The following is a 566-nucleotide window of genomic DNA, read 5'->3' on the forward strand; positions in this document are numbered from 1 at the left end:
TCCCACCAGCGCTAATCGCACCGACGCCACAGCTATCTAGGAAACTCCCGCTAGCAGTGAGACCTTGTGCCCCAGGTGGCGAAACTGTGTGGCTATGGCGTGGGCGATGACTCCGCCCAATGACCAGCCGAGTAGGTGATATGGGCCGTGTGGTTGCACGGCCTGGATCTCCCGAACGTACTGCTCCATCAGCTGCTCGATCGAGCGGGGATGCGGGTCGTCTTCGACGAGTTCAGGCGATTGGAGCCCGTACATTCGCCGTCCCGGTTGGATATGTGGAGCCAAGCCTGCGTAACACCAAGCTAATCCGCTGGCTGGGTGTATGCAAAAGATGGGGTCTGAAGTCCCGGTTGATCTGATCGGCAACAGGACGTCGAACGCCGAAGGTCCGGTCGGTGCAAGATGTGTCGAATCGTCGGAGACGGCCTCGATTCTACGGGCGATCGCTTCCACCGTGGAGTCAGTGAAGAGCCATGTAACTTGGATCTCGACGCCGAGAGCCTGTCGCAGTCGCGACACCGCCTGGGTGGCGAGCAGCGAGTTGCCGCCGAGGGTGAAGAAGTCGT

The 566-nt window shown here is 60.4% G+C and carries 1 protein-coding gene; it reads right to left on the reverse strand.

Annotated elements, in window-relative coordinates; all coding sequences use genetic code 11:
- Positions 1 to 36 precede the first annotated feature (36 nt).
- The coding region (locus tag P3H15_RS54420; protein WP_276144888.1) for a thioesterase domain-containing protein at positions 37 to 566 on the reverse strand (530 nt) is incomplete at its 5' end.

The sequence above is a fragment of the Rhodococcus sp. T2V genome (genome assembly GCF_029269925.1).
GTDB lineage: Bacteria > Actinomycetota > Actinomycetes > Mycobacteriales > Mycobacteriaceae > Rhodococcus_F > Rhodococcus_F koreensis.